Raw genomic sequence first — 19711 nt, 5'->3', positions numbered from 1 at the left:
AGTCAGTGTGGCGGGGGACGGGAGCGGTGCAATCGTCCCCCCAGCCTATAAAATGAAGAATACTCTTCTTTATCAAGCAACATGAGGTGCAGTCGTATGGTGGGACGCCCAGTGAAACAGGAGCGGGCCGAGCGGACGCGGGCCGCCCTGATCCAGGCCGCCGCGAAGCTCTTCGGGGAGCAGGGCTTCTCCGGAACCAGCGTCGTCAAGATCGCCGACGAGGCCGGCCTGACCCTGGGTGCGGTGTACTTCCACTTCCGCAACAAGAGCGAGCTGGCCCGGGAGATCGTCTTCCGCCAGCCCGAGTGGGTGGTGACCCCCCGCCCCTCGGAGGGGCTGCAGCGCGTCGTCGACGTGTCCCTCACCTGGGCCTGCCAGCTGCTCGACAACCCCATCCTCCAGGCCGGGGCCCGACTGGTCTGGGAGCAGGAGCAGTTCAACTCCCCGGACGAGAACTCCCACCGCCAGTGGGCCGAGATCATCATGGACGACCTCCTGGTCGCCCAGCGCCGGCGGGAACTGCGGGCCGGCACCGACGTCCAGGCGCTCTCCCGCCTGGTGGTCTACGCGTGTACGGGGGCCCAGATGCACTCGTTCATCGAGACCCGGCGCGCCGATCTCCCGGAGCGCGTCGTGGAGTTCTGGCAGCTGCTGCTGCCGGCCGTCGCAACCCCCGCCACCGCGAAGCGAATCGAGCTCTCGGAGTGCCGCGGCCGGCCCGAGTAGCGCCGACGGCCGGGGACCGCCCCGTGCCGGTCCGCTCCCCGGACGGTCGACCGTCCCGACTGGTGCCGCCCCCCGCGGGCCCGGGACAATGATCGACATCCGAGTTCGACGACACCGAGACCGGCTCGCGGGCCGGTCGGCGCCGCGGGCAGGGGGGCGAAGCACATGGAGCACCGTCAGGGGCTGTTGCAGGGCAGGACCGTCATGATCACCGGGGCGTCCAGCGGGATAGGCGCGGCCGCCGCCCGGCTGTTCGCCGCCGAGGGCGCGGCCGTGGTGCTGACGGCCCGGCGCAAGGAACTGCTCGACCGGCTCGCCGAGGAGATCCGCTCCGCGGGCGGCCGGGCCGAGGTGGCCCCGGGGGACGTGACGGCGACGGCCGACGTCGAACGGGTCGTCGCCACCGCCGTGGCGGCCTTCGGCGGCCTGGACGGCGCCTTCAACAACGCCGGCTGGGGGGCGATCGGCTCACAGCTGCACGAGACGGACGACGCGGTCTACGACCGGATCATGGACGTCAACGTACGCGGTGTGTGGAACTGCCTCAAGCACCAGGTGCCGGTGATGCTCGGCCAGGAGTCGGGCGGCTCGATCGTCAACACCGCCAGCATCGCGAGCCTGTTCGCCACCGGAGCGGTCTCCCCCTACGTCGCGGCCAAGCACGCCGTGCTCGGCCTGAGCCGGGCCGCGGCGGCCGAGTACGGGGCGCGCGGGATCCGGGTCAACGCGCTGGTCGTCGGGACCACCCGCACCGAGCTGATCGAGGACGCCATGCGCCAGGTCCCGCAGTTGGAGCAGGTCGCGGTGGGCAGATCCATCCAGCCCCGGCTCGCCGAACCCGTCGAGGTGGCGCGCGCGGCGGCCTGGCTGCTGAGCGACCAGGCCTCGTTCGTCACCGGTGGTGCCGTCCCCGTCGACGGCGGCTGCAGCGCCGTCTGACGGGGCCGGCGGAGCCGGGGGTCGGGCCCGGCGGGGTGACTCTCGCCGGTGGGCTCAAGTCAGGCACCGCTCGCCGCAACTGAGGAGGTCCCAGATGCGGCTGATGTGCTCCACGGACTGCCCGTCCAGGGGTTCCTTCCGGCAGGCCCGCTGCCGGATGCAGGACTCCGCTCCGGTGACCAGGTACCCGGCCAGGGTGGCGAGGGTGCTCCGGTCCCCGTACGGGCCCAACTCGGCTTCGTGCGTCGCCTGTAGGCGCTCGTGGATCACCGGCGCCCAGGTCGTCGACCAGTCCGGCTCCCCGGGTTGCTCCCGGGCGAGCCGGGCCGCGGCGCGCACCACGGCCTCCCGCTCCAGCAGATCGGCCAGCGCCAGGGTCAGCGAGATGACCGACTGGACCGGGGGTTCGCTCCGCGCCGTCACCTGGCCCACGACGGCCTGGGTCACGGCGTGGCCCTGCGTCCTGACCACCGCGGCCATCTCCTCCTTGCTCTGGAAGTGGAACGTCAGGGCTCCGGTGGTGATTCCGGCCGACCTGGCGATCCGCGCCAGGGACGCCCCCGCGTATCCGTCGCGGTCGAACTCGCCAGCGGCCGCGCTGACCAGGTTCTGTCGCGTCCGGGCCGCCCTCTCTTGCATCATCATGCTCCTGTCAGATGTGGCGTTCATACACCCGCACCATAGGCGTAAAAAAAGAATGCCACTATTTTTGTAGCGGGGCCGCCTCCCCGTGGTGCATCCTGTGTAGAACTGGTGTACAGGGGGGACTTTATGACTCTGGCGACAACCTCTCGAACCGAACTACCAGGTCAGCCCCGGGCCGTGGTGTCGATCCCGTACCGACGGACCGAGAAGGCCTCCGAGCCGCAGGCGATCCGGGTGCTCGTGGTCGCCGGCGACCACGACGCCGCCGAAGGAAGGGCTCATGACCTCCGACGACAGGGGTACTGCACGAGACTTGCCGGAACCGGCGCGGAAGTGCTGAGAACACATGAGCACTCGGACATGATCCTGCTCGATCTCGATCTTCCCGACATCGACGGCCTGGAAGTCTGCCGTTCGATACGAGCGAGTGGAGACAAGCCCATTATCACTCTCACCGGCCGCGACACCGAACTCGACCGGGTGCTCGCCCTGCAGGCCGGCGCGGACGACTGCGTCGTCCGCTCGTGCGGCCCCAGGGAGATGACGGCCCGTATCGAAGCCGTGCTCCGCCGCGCCCGCCCCAGACCGGCCCCGGTCCGGATATTATCCATCGGCCCGCTCCACGTCGACGAAAGGACCCGTGAAGTCCGCCTGCACGGCGAGCGGGTGAGCCTCACCGCCAAGGAGTTCGAGCTGCTGCACATCCTGGCCTCGAACCAGGGCCACGTCATGTCACGCAAGGATCTGATGGCCCGGGTCTGGGACACCGACTGGGTGGACTCCAGCCGGACCATCGACACGCATGTGCGCAACCTTCGCGCGAAGCTCGGCGCGAGCACCTGGGTCATCACCGTCCGCGGGATCGGCTACCGCATCGGCCACGGCTGACGGCCGGCCACGGGCCCGCCCCGGAAGGACCGCACCGACACGACGGCACCCGCCCGGAGCGCCCCGCGCGAACGGCACCCCGGCGCGCACGACACCCTCCTCGAACGACCCCGCGCAGCGCGGGAACGAACCGACCTCGCACGGACAGCAGCCCACGGGCCCACCCCCGAGGCGCGCCGCCGGCCGGCCGACTGATCGTCATCTACCGTTTCCCCGGCGGTTGACAGGCCGACGACCGGCGCGCGGAGCCCCGGCGAAGAGCGAACCCGGGCGCACCGACCGAGCGGTTCGGCAGATGGCAGTGGCTCCCGCCCGAGGGCGGGAGCCACTGCCATCTGCCGGGAGAATCAGACCGCTTCCGCGCGCTTCGCCGGGAAGGCGTGCGTACGGGCGGCGAACACGAGGGCGATCAGCGGGATCACCAGCACCAGCACGGTCCACGGGAACGAGCCCGGGCCGGCCGCCGAGAGCAGCACCCCGCCGGCCACGCCGCCACCGGCCATGAACGAGTTCCAGACCGTGACCAGCAGGGCCTGGCCGCGGCTGCCGCCCGTGTTGGTGACGGCGGTCTGCAGCAGGGTGGCCAGGCCGCCCCAGCCGAGGCCCCACAGCACCATCGCCCCGTAGACGGCCACCGGGCTGCCCGGCGTCAGCGCGAGGAAGACCGCCGCCACGGTGAACAGGACGCAGCTGGCGATGGTCAGTTCGCGAAGGTAGCGGTCGATCAGCGTACCGGTGATCCAGATGCTCAGCATCGAGGCGAGGCCGAAGACCAGGAGGACGGTGTCGCGGTTGTCCCCCAGTTTGTTCTCGTCGAGGAACGAGGCGATGTACGTGTAGAAGGTGTTGTGGGCGAGCACGTACGCGGCGACCACGACCAGGATGATCGACACCCCGGGCAGGCGCAGGGCCTGGAGGATCGGCTCGCGGTGCTCGGCCTTCTGCCCCGGGTGGTCGGGCACGGACGCGATGATCCAGAGCAGCAGCAGCACGGTGACGGCGGTGATCAGACCGAAGGTCAGGCGCCAGCCGAAGACCTTGCCGAGGAAGGTGCCGGCCGGGATGCCCAGCGACAGGGCGAGCGGGATGCCGATCATGGTGATCGCGATGGCCCGGCCGACCAGGTGCGGCGGCGCCAGCCGGCGCGCGTACACCACGAGTTCACCCCAGACGGCGGCCGCGGCCACACCGGCGACGAGACGGAACCCCATGGTCAGGACGTAGCTCGACGAGATGGCGGTGACCGTGTTGGCGAGGATGAAGGCCACCACCGCCACCAGGACCAGCTGCTTGCGGCGCCAGCCGGCCGTGGCGGCGGCGAGCGGGATGGCCGAGACGCCGGTGGCGATCGCGTAGATCGTCAGCGCCTGCCCCGCCGCGGACTCGCTGACCGAGAGGTCGCGCGCCATCTCGGGCAGCACGCCGGCGGGCAGCGCCTCGGTCAGCACCATCACGAAGGCGGCCGTGGCCAGGGCCAGCAGGGGGGACATCGGGAGCTTCCGGCTCTCCTCCGCGGAGGGTGTGTCCGGAGGGGAGCTTGCCGACAGCCCGGTCTGGGAGGTTGCCATGCTTGATACCTCGAACTCTCATACGAATGCGGATTCAGGACGCTGCTGCGGTACGGGGTGAGCCGACTTCGGGCGGAGAGCGGTTCGTCGCGTGCCGGTTCGTCGCACGCCAAAGCCCCCCGGCCCCCACGCAGCGCGCTGCCAGCCGCAACAACCGCCGACCGCCCGGTCATCCCGTTTCCCGCAGAGATGATGGACTTATTTATGTTCCGGCGGAAGTAGCGGGTGCGGCGAGCCCGGTTGACGGCACTCGGCCTGGCGTTGAACAGAGTTGACGCACCATCAAACGTGCAGCTCACGGGCCCGGAGCGACTCTCCGGGCAGTCGGCCGCGGGGGTGGCCGCGGGGCTTCCGATGCGGCGGCGAGACCGTCTCACATGGTGGACGCTCCGCAGGAACCCGCCTGCCCGGCGGGGCGGACAACCCCACCGGGCAGGCGGATCGGGCCAGAAGGGCGGGAACCGGCCAACGGCGGCGAGCCCCGAACGACTAGGCCGGGTAGTTGGACTGAGTGAACGTCACCTCGTTGTCCAGCACCACGCCGTGGCTCTTGAAGTCGATGGTGATGCGGTCGCCGTGGGCGATCCGGAAACCGTCGTGGAAGCTCGCCTTGTCGGCGCCGAGCAGGACGTAGTTGACCAGACCCGGGCGGCGCAGCGCCGGGTACTCGAACAGGTTGTCCACCATGTCCTGGATCTTGAAGTACAGGGCGTCCTCGCCGCAGTCGAACGGGCCCTCCCAGGCGGGGACGCCGTCCCGCTCGATGACGACCCGGCCGGTCACCGAGGCCGGCGGCTCCCCGAGGAACAGCCACGGGGTGATCGAGGTGTCGCACAGCTTGCAGTACGGGTTCCAGCCCGGGTTCTGGATGTGCAGGCCGATGTCGCACAGGTCGTTGCCGAAGGTGTAGCCGACGTACCGCGGGTTGCCCGCGTCGTCGTTGACGTAGACGAGGGCCAGCTCCGGCTCCTCGATCAGCGCCACCGACTTCTCCGGGACGACCAGGGTCTCGCCGGGCAGCCGCAGCCAGGAACCGAAGCCCTTGAAGAACCAGTTCGGCGCGACGAACTCCTCGTCCTCGCCCGGCTCGCCCTCGAACTTCGACTTGTGGGTCCGCATGAAACCGCTCAACAGGGCGTTCCCGCTGGCCTCGGGCAGCAGCGGCGGCAGGTACTTCACCTGCTCCTCGCCGCCCTCGACGGTGATCGGGGTGACCTCGGCCTTGATCGCGGCGACGACGTCCTCGGCGGTCTCGGCGGCGATGAACTCGGCCTGCAGCCGGCCGTCGTTCACCCGGTACAGCGTCAGAGCCTGCCCGGGTACGGGCTTCTCGAAGCCCACGTACCGCTCACCCTGGTATTCGCATTCGAAAAGTACGGACATCTCGGTGGTCCTCCTAGGCTCGTTGGTGCGGTCGGCCCGGCAGGAGCCGGGTGGTGGACGGGGCGGTGAGGTCCGTCAGGACCTCGTCGACCCGGTCGATGGCGGCCCGGATCCACGGCAGCCCGAGCGGGTCGGCGGCCTCCAGGGCGGCGTGCTGCCGCTCCGCCGTCTCGCCGTAGAACCGGCTGGTGGCCGCGCGCAGCCGCAGTGGCTCGGCGGCCTCCCCGAAGGCCTCGGCGCCCAGCACGCCGACGCCGTAGCGGTCGGTGAGCAGCCGGGCCAGCTCCGTCCCGGTGCGCACCCCGTGGACGGAGCGGAGCCGCTCGCGCAGCGGCTCGAAGTCCGGGTACAGGTAGCAGGTGGCGCGGACCGGCGCCAGCAGCGCTCCGGCGGCGGTGAACCGCTCGGCCGTCGCCGCGGCGACGATCCCGTGCAGCCGGCGCGAGGCCGCCACGTGCGCCACGATCTCCGGCGGCTCGCCGAGGGCGTACGCGGCCGCCACCTGGACGGGGGCGGGCGGGCTGGACCAGATCTGGCTGGCGATGGCGATCAGCCGGGCGTGGAGCCGGCGCCCGGCGGCGCCCTCGGGCAGCAGGGCGACGCCCGTCCGCCAGCCGCCCACCGCCAGGTTCTTGGTCAGCCCGGTGGTGACCACGGTGCGCTCGGGTGCGAACGCGGCCGGGGAGACCGCCGGGGTGGCCGGGTCGAAGACCAGGTCGCAGTAGATCTCGTCGGAGATGATGACGAGGTCCAGCTCCCGGGCCGCCTCGCCCAGCCGCCGGACGGTGTCGGGCGTGGCGACGGCGCCGGTGGGGTTGTCCGGCAGGGTGACGACGACGGAGCGCGGGTCGTGCCCGGCGGCGCGGGCCGCCAGGACCGTCTCGCGCAGCAGGTCCGGGTCCGGTACGCCGCCCTCCCCCGCCGGAACGGGGACCTTGAGGACGCGGGCGCCGACGAGCTCGGCCTGGGCGGCGTAGCTGACCCAGCTGGGCCGGGGGATCACCACGTCGCCGCCGACCGCCATGATCAGGGCGAACAGCAGGGCCTTGCTGCCCGGTCCGGCGACGACCAGCTCCGGGTCGGCGGCCAGACCGCGCCGCTGCCAGTAGCCGGCCGCCGCCGACCGCAGCTCCGGGCTGCCGGCCACCGGGCCGTAGGTGGACCGGTCGGCGGCGGCCGCCAGCCGGGCTCTCAGCTCGGGGTGGACCGGCAGGCCGATCTCGCCGCTGGCCATGATCAGGACCTGTTCGCCGGCGGCGCGTCTGCGGGCGAGGGCCTCGTCGGCGGCCAGCGTCGCCGACAGGGTCACCTTCGCGGGCTCGGGCATGGGTGTGCTCCAGGGATCGGAGGGGGCTGGTGGTCGGCGGGGCGGGACCGGGGCGATCCGGCGTGGGTCACTGCCCGCCGTAGCGGCGGCGCAACTCGGCCTTGCGGACCTTGCCGGTGAGCGTCTTCGGCAGGGCGTCGACGACCACCACGCGCTCCGGGAAGAAGCGCGGGTCCTGGCCGGCCTCGCGCAGCACGGCGTGGATCTCCTCCAGCCCCGGCTGCGCGCCGGCGGTGACGACCACCGCGAGGATCGGGTCGTCGCTGCGCCCGGTGGTCCCGACCAGCGCGGTCTCGGTCACCTCGGGGTGCCGGGAGATGATCGCTTCGAGTTCCGTCATCGGGACGACGGTGTCGTCGCGGATCAGGGCGTCCTTGGCCCGGCCGAGGATGCGGATGCCGCCGCGGCCGTCGTCGCGCGCGTAGTCCCCGGTGTCGAACCAGCCCTCGGCGTTGAACTCGGCGGCGAACACGTCCTCGCGCTTGTAGTACCCGAGGGCCTGCGCCGCGCCGCGCACCCGCAGCCGGCCGACCGGGGCGCGCTTGCCCGGGTCGTCGCGGTCGTCGACGCGCAGCTCCATGGAGTCGATCGGCCCGCCGTTGCTGCTGGCCGCCCAGTCCGGGTTGTAGTCGAGCCGGGTGATGGTGACCGGCCCGAACTCGGACATCCCCCACACCGAGTAGGTCCGGGCCCCGAGGGTCTCGCGCACCTCGTCCACCAGCTCCTGGAGCACCGGCGCGGAGCCGGTGACGGCGTGGCGCAGGGTGGAGACGTCGCGCGGGTCCTCCCGCTGGGACCTGGCGATGTCGGCCAGGGTGGACGGCGGACCGTAGACCAGCGTGGCGCCGTAGCGCTCGACCAGGTCGAGCAGGGCGGAGTTGCGCCGGACGTCCTGGAAGGCGACGGTGGCGCCGAGCATGACGCCGGTCAGGATGCCCTGGCCGAAGCCGGAGTAGTGGACGAGCGGGGTGGTGACGGCCGCGACCAGGCTGTCGTCGAGCAGGAAGGTGTCGGCGTAGCCCCGGACGGCCGCGTAGATGGTGTTCTGGCTGTGCAGCACGCCCTTGGACACCCCGGTGGTGCCCGAGGTGAAGAGCACCACGAACGGCTCGTCGGGCGTGAGTTCGCGCCCGTCCAGCTCGCCCGCGCGCTGCTCCTCCCACGGGACGCCGACGAAGTGCTCGTCGAAGGAGAGCGTCCCGGCGTCCCGGCCGCCGACCACCACCACGTGCTCCAGCGGAAGTTCGGCCTTCAGCGCGGTGAGGTGGGCGGCCAGCGGGTAGCCGTTCCACTCCGGGACGGTGATGCAGACCCGGGCGCCGGTGAGCTCCAGGCGGTGCCGCAGCTCCTCCTCCTGGCAGACCGGGTCGATCGGGCAGATGACCGCGCCGACCCGGATGCAGGCGAACAGCAGCGGCACCGTCTCCCACCGGTTGGGGAGCTGGACGGCGACGAAATCGCCGCGCTCGACGCCGAGTTCCACCAGCGCCAGGGCGAAGCGGTCGGTCAGCACCGCCAGTTCGGAGTAGTCCAGGGTGTCCGTGCGCGCCTCGCCGATCCGGCGGGCCGCGACGGCGAGCTTGCGCGGCCGCAGCCGGGCCTGGCGGCGCAGGTCGTCGAGGAAGGTCTCCTCGCGCCACCAGCCGCGCCGCAGGTACTCGGCCGCGCTGCCCCGGGGCGGGGCCTGGTCCGGGCCGACGGACGGGCCGGCGGTCATCCGCGCTCCTTGCGGCGGGCGGCGAGCAGCTCGGGCAGCGGGTCGCCGGCGCGGGCGGCGGCGATCTCCAGCAGGTCGCGGGTGTTCTGCCGCACCCGGTCGCCGACCCAGTCGAAGACCCAGGCCTTGCGGGCCTCCGCCTCCAGGTGGAACGGCACGACCCGGGTGACGGCGAGGGCCGCCGAGCCGGCGCCCCCGATGTTGGCGATCACGCCGGGGACGACGGTGGCGCCCGCGGCCAGCACCTTGGCCTTGCCCTCGGCGCTGGAGGCGAGGTTGCCGCCCTCCACCACCAGGCGCGAGCGCAGCCGGTGCGCGTTGTCGGCGTTGATGGCGTGCTTCTGCGCCGCCAGGATCAGCAGGTCGGCGTCGACGTCGAGCCAGGCGTCCGGCTCGCCGGACTGGGTGACGCCCTGCGGCAGGCGGGAGCGGTCGATCCGGCCGAACTCGTCGGTGATGGCGACCAGGTCGGCCACCGGCAGCCGGTCCGCGCTGATGGTGCCCTGGACGTCGGCGACGCCCACCACGGTGTGGCCGCGGTCCTCCAGGAACCGGGCGACGGCACGGCCCACCGCACCGAAGCCCTGCACCACGACCCGGGCCGACCCGGTGCGGCCACTGGCCTCCAGCGCGGTGACCGCGGCCACCCCCACACCGTGCCCGGTGCAGTCGATCAGCGGCTCGTAGTAGGTGCGCCAGTCGATCGGCATGTCCGGGGCACCCAGCCGGAAGCGCGGGTCGTAACCGGCCTCCGCGAAGAACACCGCCCGGTCCGCGGGGGTGACGCCCATGTCGATGCCGAGGTGGATGCCGCCGTGCAGCAGCGGCTTCACCGTCCGGCCGAAGGTCCGGAAGGTCTCCTCGCGGTCGGTGCCGTCGGAGACGATGCCGGCCTTGGCGCCGCCGATGCGCAGCCCGGCGAGGGTGAACTTGTCGGTCATGTCGCGGGCCAGGCCCGCCACTTCCTCCTCGGTGACCCCGGTGGTCATCCGGGTGCCGCCCATGGCCAGGCCGTCGACGAGGGAGTCGACGACCACCCAGCCCTTGATCGCACCACCGCTGCCGTTGAGGTGAACGGCGAATGCCGGCGCCTGGGTCTCTTCCACAGTCATGTGCGCATTCCTTCGGTACCTAGATGGGTTCATGGTGTGACGGTCCGTCAGCCAGGCGCGCCGGCCGCCGCGGACGGCTCGGCCGTACGCGCCTGCTGACGGATCGTCACTGGTAGAGCTGTGCGAAGCCTCGCAGAATCTCCAGACCGTCGGCGCGGAACTCCAGATGTGCCTGGGCCCCGTGGATCCGCCCGTCCTCGGAGCGGATGAACTCCACCGGGGCGTGCTCCGAGCGGCCGATCGAGCGGAAGCCCTCGGGCGCCTCCTGGAGGTAGAGGGTGTGCCGGTGGAACACCGTCACGGTCGGCTTCACATGGGTGAAGAGCGGCTCCTCCTTGTCGACCTGCACCTCGTAGCCGCCCACCCGCTGCGGCCCCTCGGCGAGCCGGCCGCCGGCCGCGACGGCGATGATCTGCATGCCGCCGCAGATCCCGAAGACCGGGACGTCGGCATGGGTCACGAGGTCGATCAGCGGCCGGTAGAAGTCGCTGTCATAGGCCCGCACCTTGGTACCGCTCAGCACGATCGCCTGGTAGCGGCCACCGAGGTCGGCGGGCACCTCCTCGGCTCGGACGACGTCCGTCTCCGAACCCAGCTCCTCGAAGCGGCCGCGGAGCTGCTTCAGCGACAGCGTTCCGTTGTTGACGACTAGCACACGGGATTTCGCCACGTACCCTGCTCCTCACGCTCGTGTGATGACGGTTCCGGTGCGCTCGGCGATCAGGTCCGTCACGGGTGCGCTGCCGATGACGACACGGTCCACTCCCCGGTCCAGGGCCTCCCCCGCGGCGCGCAGCTTCTTGCGCATGCCGCCGGTGGCGCCCTTGTCCCGGAACCGGGCCGCGGCCTCCGCCGTGATCCGGCGCACCGGCTGATCGTCGATCAGCAGGTGCGCGACATCGGTGACCAGGACCAGCTGTTCGGCCCCGATGCCGCCGGCGACGGCGGCAGCGGCCCGGTCGCCGTCGGTGTTGACCTCCCGGCCCGCCGCGTCCCGCGCGAGCGGGGTGACGAGGTAGGCGTGGCCGGCCTTGAGGTTCTTCAGCACCGCCGGGTCCACCCCGGTGATCGGGCCGACGAGGTTCTCCAGCTCGACGAGCTGCTTCTCCTTCCACCACCAGCGCTCACCCTCGCCGGCGGTCACCAGGCCGTCGCTGCCGAGCACCCGCTCGGCGGTGATGCCGCGCTGCTCCAGGCGTCGCAGGACGTCCTCGGCGAGCTCGGCACTGACGGTCTTGATGTCCTCGATGACCTCGGGCGTCGTCCACCGGCTCTGGTTGCCGTACCGGTCGCGCAGGATCGCCGAGGGCTCGTGGTAGCGGGGGCTGAGGTTCTTCAGCGGCTTGGACCAGCCGTGCACGAGGACCAGCGGGCGGTCCCGGCCGAACCGGGCCAGGTCGTCCCACCAGGTGCCGGCGAGGTCGTCGACCGTGCTGCCGCCGAGCTTGACGACGGTCGGGGTGTCGGTGGCTGCCGTCCCGGTCATGCCGGCATCACCGGCTGCTGGGTCAGCCCGGTCTCCTCGGGCAGGCCGAAGCGCAGGTTGAGGGCCTGGATCGCCTGGCCCGCCGCGCCCTTGACCATGTTGTCCAGCGCCGCCAGGACGACGATCCGCCCGGCCTCCTCGTCGTGCAGGACCGACACGTCGCAGAAGTTCGAACCCAGCACGGCCTGCGGGTCCGGCACCGGGATCAGCGTCTCGTTGTGCCGGCGGACCCGCACGAACGGGCGCTGCTTGTAGAAGCGCAGGTACGCGCGGTGCAGGCTGCGCGCGTCCACCTCGTCGTCGGTGAAGACGTAGGTGCTGGCCATCAGGCCGCGCACGTGCGACACCCCGTACGCCGACATGCTGAGCGAGTCGATCCCGCCCGGCTTGCTGCGCTCCAGGAAGTCCTTGACCTCCGCCGCGTGCCGGTGCCCCGCCGGTGCGTACGGCGCGATGGCGCCGTTGCGCAGCGGGTGCAGGTCGGCCGTCCGCAGGGACAGGCCGCCGCCGCTGGAGCCGGTCTTGCCGTCCACCACCACGGTCCTCAGGTTGAGGCCGAGGCCGATCACCAGCGGGGCGAGCCCGAGGGTGATCGCGGTGGCGAAGCAGCCCGGCAGCGAGATCAGCGCGGCGCCGGGCAGCTGGTCGCCGACCAGCTCCGGGACGCCGTAGACGAACCGGTCCGCCAGGCCGTCGGCACGGTGCACGTCCGGGTACCACCGGTCGTGCAGCGCCGGCGTCTGGATCCGGAAGGCGCCGCTGAGGTCGATGACACAGGGCACCTCGTCGGCCAGCCGCGCCGCCAGCTCCGCCGAGGCGGTCGCGGGCGTGGCGAGCAGGACGACGTCGCACCGGCCGCTGAGGTCCGTGCCGACCGGTTCGATGGTCAGCCCGAGGTCCAGCCGCAGGCCCGGGTGGAGCTCGGCCGGGCGGCGCCCCGCGCTGGCGTTGCCGCCGAGGAAGGTCAGCTCCAGCTCGGGGTGCTGGGTGATCAGCCTGATCAGTTCACCGCCGGCGAGCCCGGAGGCCCCGATGATGCCGACCCGGATCATCCGATCTCCTCCCGTACGTAGCGGCCGATGGCCGTGGCGATGTCCACCCCGGTGGCCGAGGCGACCGCCCGGAAGGCCGGTGCGTGGTTGACCTCGTTGACCACGTAGCCGTCGGGCGTCGCGAAGAGGTCGATGCCGAAGATGCCCTCGCCGAGGACGTCCAGCACCCCGTCGACGATCTTCTGCACCTCGGGGTCGAGGTCGACGGCGCGGTTGCGGTTGCCCAGCGCCGCGTTGCTGCGCCAGTCCGTCCCCGCGCTGTGGAACTCGGCGATGGCGACCAGCTCGCGGCCGACCACGAAGCAGCGCAATGAGGATCCGCCGGCCAGGTAGGGCTCGATCAGCGAGGCCTGCTCGAAGCCGTGCCCGAGGTCCTCGACGTAGTCGTAGACCGAGTGCGCGGAGTCCGCGTCCCGCAGCAGGGTGACCCGCTTGCCCATGCCGCCGAAGACCGGCTTCAGCACGACCGGCGGCGGCAGTTCGGCCAGGGCCTTCTCGAAGTCCCGGCGGGACAGCACGAGCCGGAAGTCGGGCACCGGCACGCCGGCGGCACGCAGCTGGGCGCGCAGCGTCAGCTTGTTCTCGCAGGCCTGGATGGCCGAGACGGTGTTCAGGGTGGGGATCCGGGCCGCCTCCGCGACGGTGGCGATCAGACCGCCCCGCGTGTAGCTGCGGCTGCGGACGAGCACGGCGGCGTAGCCCCCGAGCGAGGCCGACTCCTGGTCACCCAGGGCGAGGGACTCGTCGTTGACCCACTCGACGCTCAGGCCCAGGCCCGCGGCCGCGTCGATCAGCCGGCGCTCTTCCCAGCCGACCCGGTCGGCGACGATGGCGACAGTTCGCTCCATGGGCTTACTGACCCCAATCGCGAAGCTGCACCTCGACCATCTGGAGGCTGAGCCGGCCCTCCACGACGTCCTCCACCCGGAGCGTCAGCATGCACTCGGGGCAGGCGATGGTCTCGCCCTGCACCATCGGCGGGGTGGTCAGATCGGTCTCGCATTCGGGGCACAGACCGGTCAACGTGCCAGCAGACATTGTCATCTCCGTAGTCGTTCTCTGGTGGATGTGGATCCGGTGGTGGTGGAAAGCCGGACCGGGGTGGGACCGGTCAGACGGACTGGAACTCGACGGCCGCCTTGCGGATCGCGTCGCGGTCCAGCAGGTCGCGTTCGTCGCGCTCCTGACGGACGGTCAGCCAGGAGGTGAAGGCGGCGACGTCGACCGACTCGGCCAGCTCGTCGAGCGCCCAGGTGACCAGCGGTGTGGTCAGCCGGGTGCGCACCCGCAGCTCGCGGGAGTTCCCGACGATCTCCGGGGCCAGCGTCTCGTAGGCCTCGGGGTGGGTCAGCTGGCCGGGCAGCTCGTAGGCGAAGGCGTGCGGGGCCGTGGGGCCGGACTGGAAGGCGTCGCCGAGCCGGGCGCCGCGCAGCGCGGCGTTGGTGAGCTCGGTGAGGTGGCTCAGGTCGAAGCGGGTGTCGCCGTAGACCACCCGCAGCGAGGTGAGCAGCTCGGCCAGCGGGGCGTTGCCGCCGCGCTCCCCGATGCCGCCGGCCGTCGCGGAGATCCACTTCGCCCCGGCGCGGTAGGCGGCCAGCGAGTTGGCGACCGCCATGCCCAGCATGTTGTGCGAGTGGATCTCGATCTCGGAGCCGTCGATCTCGGTGATGCTGCGGATCTGACGCTCCATCTGCCACGGCGACAGGTAGGCGACGGTCTCCGCCAGCCGGAACCGGTCGGCGCCGGCCGCGAAGCCCGCCTCGACGTAGGGGACGAGCCGCTCCCTGGGCGTGCGGGCACCGTCCTCACCGCTGAAGGTGACGTGGAAGCCGCGCTCCTTGGCCGCGACGATCGCCGCCCGGGCCACCGCGATCAGGTACTTGGTGCTGGAGGAGCTCAGCTTGAGGGCCGCGTGCTGCTCCGAGGTCGGGATCGAGAACATCACGGACCGCACGCCGAGCCGCTTGGCCTCGTCCAGCGCCGTGACCACCTGCTGGCGGTCCCGCACCACGACCAGGCTCAGCGAGCGCTCCGGGCCCACCGACTCGTGGGTGGCGAGGATGAGGTCGGCGTCCTTGGTCGACGGGCCGGAGATCATCCCGACCTCGACCAGCTCGACGCCGGTGCGGACCAGGAGGTCGGCGATGTGGGCGGCGTCCTTGGGGCCGAACTCGACGCCTGCCATGTGCGCGGAGTCCCGCAAGGTCGCGTCGGACAGGTGGGGCAGCCCCTGCGGGGGCACGTCTTCCTTCAGGTGCTCTGCTGGTGCCATGTGCGTTCCCTCCTTTTCCGGAGCCGGGTTCCCATTCGCGCTGACCTCGGCTCCGGCCTGAATTCTCGCGATGCGGCATGTACGAATGGAGCAGGGCCGAAAGAGCGACGATGCGCAGTGCGCTCGACGAATATGGTGGTCGATCGCGCTGTGAAGGGACAACACTGCCAATGTCAGGAGCTTGTCAAGGACTGTGATGGAACGTCATGGACGGTGAGCTGTGCGGACTTCTCGTCGGCATGCCGACAATTTCCTGGACAGCCTCCGAGGGCACCTGTATCGCTGAATAGGCGCGCGAAATCCGCGCCGAGCGGCGGGAGGCCGGCGGCATTGCCCCGCGAGTCGTTCGAGCGCCCCCGACGGTGTGCCGCCCCGTACCGCCGCACCCCCCTCCACCCGAGAACGGAGCCATGGACACGTGAGAACGGACCGGTCGAACCGTGCGCACGCACCCCGCAGTGCCGGGGGAAGCGACCACTTACCGAACTGAGCACCGCCCGTAGAAAGGAGAGAACTTCCGATGGTTGTTCCACTGGAACTCAAGCCCGCCCCTCAGGGGTCCGGCGATCCGTCGTCGGCCGCCGCGGCCCGCGAGCTGGCCGAGCGCGTCGCGCGGCCGACCGCGGCCGAGCGGGACCGCGACCACCGCTGGGACCCGGCCCTCTTCGCCGAACTGGCCGGCGCCCGGCCCGGCCCCGGCCTCGCCGGACCGCTGGTCCCGCGCGCCCTCGGCGGCGGCGGCCTCAGCGCCACCCAGACCTGTGCCCTCCTCGAAGGCCTCGGCGAAGGCGCCCGCGACCCGGGCCTCGCCCTCGCCGTCGGCGTCCACGCGGTGCTCGCCACCGTGCCACTGCGCGCCTTCGGCAGCCCCCGCCAGCGCGAGCGCTACCTGCCCCTGATGGCATCCGGTGACTGGATCGGCGCGGTGTCCCTGCGGCAGACCCAGGGCGCCGCCCTCGCCCCGACCGTCACCGCCCGCCCCGGCACCCCGGGGCTCGGCGGCTGGGTGCTCACGGGCGAGCTGGACCTCGTCGCCGGCGGCCCGGTGGCCCACCACTTCCTGGTCGTCGCCACGCACGACGGCGGCGGCCGGACGGCCTTCGTCCTGGACCGCTCCACCCCCGGACTGCTGATCACCGAGTCGGCGCCGGCCGCCATGCGCACCTGCGCCTGGGGACGCCTCGTGCTGGACGGCTGCCACGTCCCGGACGACGCGGTGCTGGGCAGCGTCGGCGGCGCCGGGACCGAGGTGGAGCCGCTGCTGGCCTCGCTCGACTGGGTCTTCTCCAGCGCGCCCTGGCTCGGCGTCATGCGGGCCCTGGTCCGGGACGCCGTCGACGGCGTCGGCGAGCGCCGGGTCTTCGGCCGGCCCCTCGTGCACGCCCAGTCCGCCCGGTTCACCCTGGCCGACCTCGCCACCCGCTGCGAGCTGGCCTCCGGACTGCTCTACCGGGCCGCCGGACAGTTCGACTCCGGCGGCCGGCCCACCCGCCAGGACGCCGCCACCGCGCGGCTCTTCGTGGCCGCCGCCGCGCGGACGGTGGCCGAGGGGGCCGCGCGCCTGTCCGGCCCGCTCGCGCTGACCAGCGACCACCTGATCGCGCGGGCCCACCGCGACGCCCTGTTCTTCGCCGAGACCGGGGGCGGCACCGAGGTGCTGCGCCCGGTGATCGCCGCGTCCCTGCTCGGGCTCGGCTGACGTGAGGACCGATACCGACATGACCGACACACCACACGGCACCGTCCTCAGCTTCCCGGGCACCGCCTCCCGAGCCGCCGAGACCGACGCGGCGGGCCGGATGCCTTCGCCGAACTGGACGGAGATCATCGACAGCGGCTACCTGCGGCTGTTCCACCCGGAGTCCTCGGGCGGCAGCGGCGCCGACGGCCTCACCCAGCTGGCGGCCATGGAGGCGCTCGCCCGCGCCTGCCCGGGCAGTTACTGGACCGCCACGGTGTCCGGCCTGCTGTGCGGCAAGCTGATCTCCCGCTACAGCCGGCCTAGCGAGTACGACCGGCTGCTGAAGCCGCTGATCTCCGGCGAGAAGCTGGCCTGCTTCGCCATCGTGGAACCGCCCGCGGGCAGCGACGCCGGGACCTACACCACCACGGTCCGGCCGGCCGGAGCCCCCGGCGAGGGGTTCGTCATCAACGGCGAGAAGGCCAAGATCACCAATGCGCCGGACGCGGACGTGGCCGTCACACTCGCCCGCCGGCAGAAGGCCCCCGGCGACGAGGGCCACGACTGGTGCCTCGCCTTCGTGGACCTGAACCAGCCCGGCGTCCGCCGCTACGAGACGCCGCGGATGGGCCTGCGCGGCATGCCCTGGGGCGGCATCGTCTTCACCGAGGCCACCGTCTCCGAGGCCGACGTGGTGCCCGTGCCGTTCGGCGAACTGGCCGGTGAGCTGGCCGAACTGATGGCCTGGGGCTGGCTGCTGATCTCCGTCTCGGCCATCGCCATCGCCGAGTCCGCACTGGACGCCTCGGTCCGGTACGCGGGTGAGCGGGTCTCCTTCGGGCGGCCCCTGGCGCACATGGAGGGCGTGCAGACCCAGCTCGCCGAATCCCGGGCCCAGATCGACGCCGCCCGGGTGCTGGCCCGCCGGGCGGTGACCGAGCTCGCCGCCGGCCGGTCGGCCCGGGAGGCGATCGCCATGCTCAAGATCTACGCCACCGAGATGGCCGTCGAGGTCGCCGCCCGCGCCGTGCAGATCCACGGCGCGGCCGGCGTCACCCGGGGCCACGAGGTGGAGCGCCTCTACCGGGACGCCCAGATGAACGTCATCGGCGGGTTCACCTCGAACCGGCTGCGGGAGACGGTCGCCGAGAGCCTGGGCCTGGGCCCGGCGGTCTACCGGCCGTTCGACTGGGTGGCACCGGCCGGTCTCGGTACCGATCCGGCGGGCTTCGACGGCCTCACCCGGCCCGCCGGGGCCGTTCCCGCGTAGCTCCGCGGTCCGGCACCACCCAGGGGTTCTTCCGGCCCGGCCCGCGGCGGGCCGGAAGAACCCCCGGATACCGGGACCGGCCGGCCGGTCGAATTCCCGGCGGACCGGAATTCGTCACGGCGAATTCATCTCCGGCAACACCACGGGTACATTCCTCCGGCGTAGTGCCGGGTATCCGTGCCGGGTATCCGTGAGGGGAATACGTGGCTCGAACCGGTGGCGGGATTCCGGGCCGACCCGCCGGTCGGCTTCCCGGCACTCCCGGGCATTTCCCGGGGCCGACCGGCCGGGGCCATTCGCGAGGCGGCCCCGGCCGGTCGGCCGGTATTCACCGACGGGTCTGCTCGCCCCCCTCCCGGAGGGTCGTGATGATGGCCGAGAAGTCCAGCCCCGCACCCTCGGCGGCGGCGAAGTCCGCATACAACTCCGCTGCCCTCAGGCCGAGTTCCACCGACAGGCCGGCGGCCTTGACCGCTCCGGCGGCCAGTCCGAGCTCCTTGGCCATCAACGCGGCGGCGAAGCCGGCCCGGTCGTCACGGTTGGCGGGGCTGGCCGGCACCGGGCCGGGGACGGGGCAGTTGCCGGTCAGCGCCCCACACTGGCCGGAGGCGGTCTAGGCGACGTCGAACAGCGCCTGGTGGCTGAGTCCGAGGCTCTCCCCAGCACGCACGCCTCGCTGACCGCGATCATCGAGATCCCGAGGATCATGTCGTTGCAGATCTTCGCAGCCTGCCCGGCGCCCGAGGGGCCGCAGTGCACGACCTTGGCGCCCATCGCCGGCGGCACCGGTCCGGCGGCGGCGAGGTCCGCCGCCGCGGCGCCCACCATGAAGTTGAGGCTCCCGGCGGTCGCGCCGGGCACGCCGCCGGAGACCGGCGCGCCGATCGCCCGGTGCCCGGGCCGTCCGCGAGCTCGTGGGCGGACCGGGCATCGCCCACGTCGACGGTGGAGCAGTCGACGAAGAGCGTGCCCGGGCGGGCGGCGGGCAGCAGGTCCGCGTAGGCCGCCAGCAGGTGGTGGCCGGCCGGTAGCACGGTGACCACCACCTCGGCGTCGCGCACCGCCAAGGCCGCCGAGGCCGCCGCGACGAAACCGGCCGTCTCCGCCACGGATCATCACAGGCCTGCTCCCGGATCACTGCGCGCCGCCCGGTCTTCCCGGCTGGGCACCAGTGACTGGCACTGCGACAACGCACTCCCCGGTCACAGTGGCGGGACCGTGCCGGATTCACACCGGCTTCCCTGCACTGCGGGCCTTGTTCACGACCATTTAGTCGGGCGTCCTAGTAGTTCCAGGGTGCCGCCGCGCCGGTCCGGGCAGCCCTACGGGCGACGGACCTCCTGCTGTGACGCTCCGTGGTCGAGCCCGGGGGGAGGCCGCAGTTGGGCCGGCCGCGTCGGCACCTGGCTGGTGGCGTCTTTCTCCGGAAACGCAAAGAACCCCCCGATCCTTACGGACCGGGGGGTTCTTTGGAATGATTGTTCGGCGGCGTCCTACTCTCCCACAGGGTCCCCCCTGCAGTACCATCGGCGCTGTGAGGCTTAGCTTCCGGGTTCGGAATGTAACCGGGCGTTTCCCTCACGCTATGACCACCGAAACACTATGAAACTTATCACCGCACCCACGACAGGCCATGTCATGGGGG

Annotated in this window: 17 protein-coding genes, 1 rRNA gene, 1 pseudogene and 1 riboswitch; of the genes and pseudogenes, 5 read left to right on the top strand and 14 right to left on the bottom strand. The window is 72.2% G+C overall.

From position 1 onward, the window contains the following. Positions 1–96 precede the first annotated feature (96 nt). Together OG618_RS27905 and OG618_RS27900 are read left to right on the top strand one after the other, a co-directional pair. Positions 97–726, top strand: coding sequence for a ScbR family autoregulator-binding transcription factor (locus OG618_RS27905; protein ID WP_329490296.1), 630 nt, complete (start codon positions 97–99; stop codon positions 724–726). Positions 727–891: 165 nt separating this feature from the next. After that, on the top strand, positions 892–1665 hold the full coding sequence (locus OG618_RS27900) for an SDR family NAD(P)-dependent oxidoreductase (RefSeq protein WP_329490295.1): 774 nt from the start codon (positions 892–894) through the stop codon (positions 1663–1665). 54 nt (positions 1666–1719) lie between these two features. On the opposite strand, the gene OG618_RS27895 is transcribed toward OG618_RS27900, so the two are convergent. Beyond that, positions 1720–2310 (bottom strand): TetR/AcrR family transcriptional regulator, encoded by a 591-nt coding sequence (locus OG618_RS27895; RefSeq protein WP_329490294.1) that lies wholly within the window; start codon positions 2308–2310, stop codon positions 1720–1722. Positions 2311–2487: 177 nt separating this feature from the next. Between OG618_RS27895 and OG618_RS27890 the strand changes: the two genes are divergently transcribed. Further along, positions 2488–3198, top strand: coding sequence for a response regulator transcription factor (locus OG618_RS27890; protein WP_329490293.1), 711 nt, complete (start codon positions 2488–2490; stop codon positions 3196–3198). A 347-nt stretch (positions 3199–3545) separates the two neighbouring features. Here the strand turns inward: OG618_RS27890 and OG618_RS27885 are convergent, their stop codons facing one another. The 11 genes from OG618_RS27885 to OG618_RS27835 form a co-directional block, all read right to left on the bottom strand. Beyond that, positions 3546–4766 carry an MFS transporter gene (locus OG618_RS27885; protein WP_329490292.1) on the bottom strand — a complete coding sequence of 407 codons (1221 nt, stop codon included), beginning with the start codon at positions 4764–4766 and terminating at the stop codon, positions 3546–3548. A gap of 489 nt (positions 4767–5255) precedes the next feature. Further along, positions 5256–6149 (bottom strand): fumarylacetoacetate (FAA) hydrolase, encoded by an 894-nt coding sequence (locus OG618_RS27880; RefSeq protein ID WP_329490291.1) that lies wholly within the window; start codon positions 6147–6149, stop codon positions 5256–5258. A 13-nt stretch (positions 6150–6162) separates the two neighbouring features. Further along, positions 6163–7476, bottom strand: a complete 1314-nt coding sequence (locus tag OG618_RS27875; protein ID WP_329490290.1) for a pyridoxal phosphate-dependent aminotransferase — start codon at positions 7474–7476, stop codon at positions 6163–6165. 67 nt (positions 7477–7543) lie between these two features. Continuing rightward, on the bottom strand, positions 7544–9193 hold the full coding sequence (locus OG618_RS27870) for an AMP-binding protein (protein WP_329490289.1): 1650 nt from the start codon (positions 9191–9193) through the stop codon (positions 7544–7546). Further along, the gene (locus tag OG618_RS27865; protein WP_329490288.1) at positions 9190–10305 is read right to left on the bottom strand and encodes a Glu/Leu/Phe/Val dehydrogenase dimerization domain-containing protein; all 1116 of its coding nucleotides are present in this window, start codon (positions 10303–10305) and stop codon (positions 9190–9192) included. Before OG618_RS27865 ends, OG618_RS27870 begins: the two co-directional genes overlap by 4 nt. 106 nt (positions 10306–10411) lie before the next feature. After that, on the bottom strand, positions 10412–10975 hold the full coding sequence (locus OG618_RS27860) for a type 1 glutamine amidotransferase (protein ID WP_329490287.1): 564 nt from the start codon (positions 10973–10975) through the stop codon (positions 10412–10414). A 12-nt stretch (positions 10976–10987) separates the two neighbouring features. Next, positions 10988–11791, bottom strand: coding sequence for an amino acid kinase family protein (locus tag OG618_RS27855; RefSeq protein WP_329490286.1), 804 nt, complete (start codon positions 11789–11791; stop codon positions 10988–10990). Further along, positions 11788–12843 (bottom strand): N-acetyl-gamma-glutamyl-phosphate reductase, encoded by a 1056-nt coding sequence (gene argC / locus OG618_RS27850; protein WP_329490285.1) that lies wholly within the window; start codon positions 12841–12843, stop codon positions 11788–11790. Before argC ends, OG618_RS27855 begins: the two co-directional genes overlap by 4 nt. After that, complete coding sequence (locus OG618_RS27845; RefSeq protein WP_329490284.1) at positions 12840–13691, bottom strand: ATP-grasp domain-containing protein; 852 nt, start codon at positions 13689–13691, stop codon at positions 12840–12842. Before OG618_RS27845 ends, argC begins: the two co-directional genes overlap by 4 nt. A gap of 4 nt (positions 13692–13695) precedes the next feature. Then, the gene (locus OG618_RS27840; protein ID WP_329490283.1) at positions 13696–13881 is read right to left on the bottom strand and encodes a lysine biosynthesis protein LysW; all 186 of its coding nucleotides are present in this window, start codon (positions 13879–13881) and stop codon (positions 13696–13698) included. Between the two features lie 73 nt (positions 13882–13954). After that, positions 13955–15115, bottom strand: coding sequence for an isopropylmalate synthase (locus tag OG618_RS27835; protein ID WP_329490282.1), 1161 nt, complete (start codon positions 15113–15115; stop codon positions 13955–13957). Positions 15116–15635: 520 nt separating this feature from the next. Here OG618_RS27835 and OG618_RS27830 point away from each other — a divergent pair. Continuing rightward, entirely contained in the window at positions 15636–16814 is a 1179-nt protein-coding gene (locus OG618_RS27830; RefSeq protein ID WP_329490280.1) for an acyl-CoA dehydrogenase family protein, read from the top strand. A gap of 19 nt (positions 16815–16833) precedes the next feature. Further along, complete coding sequence (locus OG618_RS27825) at positions 16834–18066, top strand: acyl-CoA dehydrogenase family protein (protein WP_329490279.1); 1233 nt, start codon at positions 16834–16836, stop codon at positions 18064–18066. A gap of 328 nt (positions 18067–18394) precedes the next feature. Here OG618_RS27825 and OG618_RS27820 read toward each other — a convergent pair. After that, positions 18395–19172, bottom strand: a pseudogene (locus OG618_RS27820) (NAD(P)-binding domain-containing protein); the annotation flags it as partial. Between the two features lie 13 nt (positions 19173–19185). Beyond that, positions 19186–19309: riboswitch (cobalamin riboswitch) on the bottom strand. Between the two features lie 237 nt (positions 19310–19546). Beyond that, positions 19547–19663, bottom strand: a 5S ribosomal RNA gene (gene rrf / locus OG618_RS27815). Between the last annotated feature and the right edge of the window lie 48 nt (positions 19664–19711).

Origin of the sequence: Kitasatospora sp. NBC_01246 (assembly GCF_036226505.1) — a bacterium.
Classification (GTDB): Bacteria; Actinomycetota; Actinomycetes; order Streptomycetales; family Streptomycetaceae; genus Kitasatospora.
This window is presented reverse-complemented; position numbering and strand designations above follow the sequence as displayed.